This window comes from Salipiger sp. HF18 (genome assembly GCF_011806505.1).
GTDB lineage: Bacteria > Pseudomonadota > Alphaproteobacteria > Rhodobacterales > Rhodobacteraceae > Salipiger > Salipiger thiooxidans.
Window position 1 is genome coordinate 1 of sequence record NZ_JAATOS010000972.1, and the last position, 597, is coordinate 597.

Here is a 597-nt window from a genome sequence, read left to right on the forward strand (position 1 = left end):
GTTTCTGAGCGATGTTCATCGGGTGTCCCCCTTTTATCATCTCCAATTCACGTGTTTCTGCACGATGCGCCGCCTCATCGCAAGATATCTTGCTGCAGGTGCACCGGCATAATTTGCAAACCGATGGTTTGCAAAAGCTAATCATCGCCGCCTCCTGACAGCCCGACACCTGCCCGTCGCCAGAACGGCACCCGGCCAGACGCCCGCCCCGGCTGGCCGCCACCGCCACCGCCGCCGCCCCGACGCAGAACGTCACCGTCACCGGCAACAACGGCGGCACGATCGCCACGTCCCGCGACTGCGCCCGGGCCTCCGGGTCGGCCACCTGCGCGACCTCGAGCACGCTGACCTCGCCCGCCGGCGAGCCCCCCAACCGGGGCCCCGAGCGCAACCGTACCTCCGGCGACGGCCAGTCCAAGACCCCGACCAGCCGCACTGGCCCGGGCGGCGGGACCAGCGGCCGCACCCACCTGGTCACCCGCTGAGCCGAAGGCCGGCAGCCCGTCCCTCGCGCGGGCTGCCGCACCTGACACGCGGCGCGCAGGGGCGAAGCTTCGCGAGGGCGGGAGCCGGAGATGGCGCCCGCCCTTGCCCGCT

At 71.0% G+C, this 597-nt stretch carries 1 protein-coding gene; it reads right to left on the reverse strand.

The annotated features are described in order from the left end of the window. Window positions 1–343: hypothetical protein (locus tag HC022_RS28340; protein ID WP_167454576.1), on the reverse strand; the 343-nt coding region annotated here is incomplete at its 3' end. Between the last annotated feature and the right edge of the window lie 254 nt (window positions 344–597).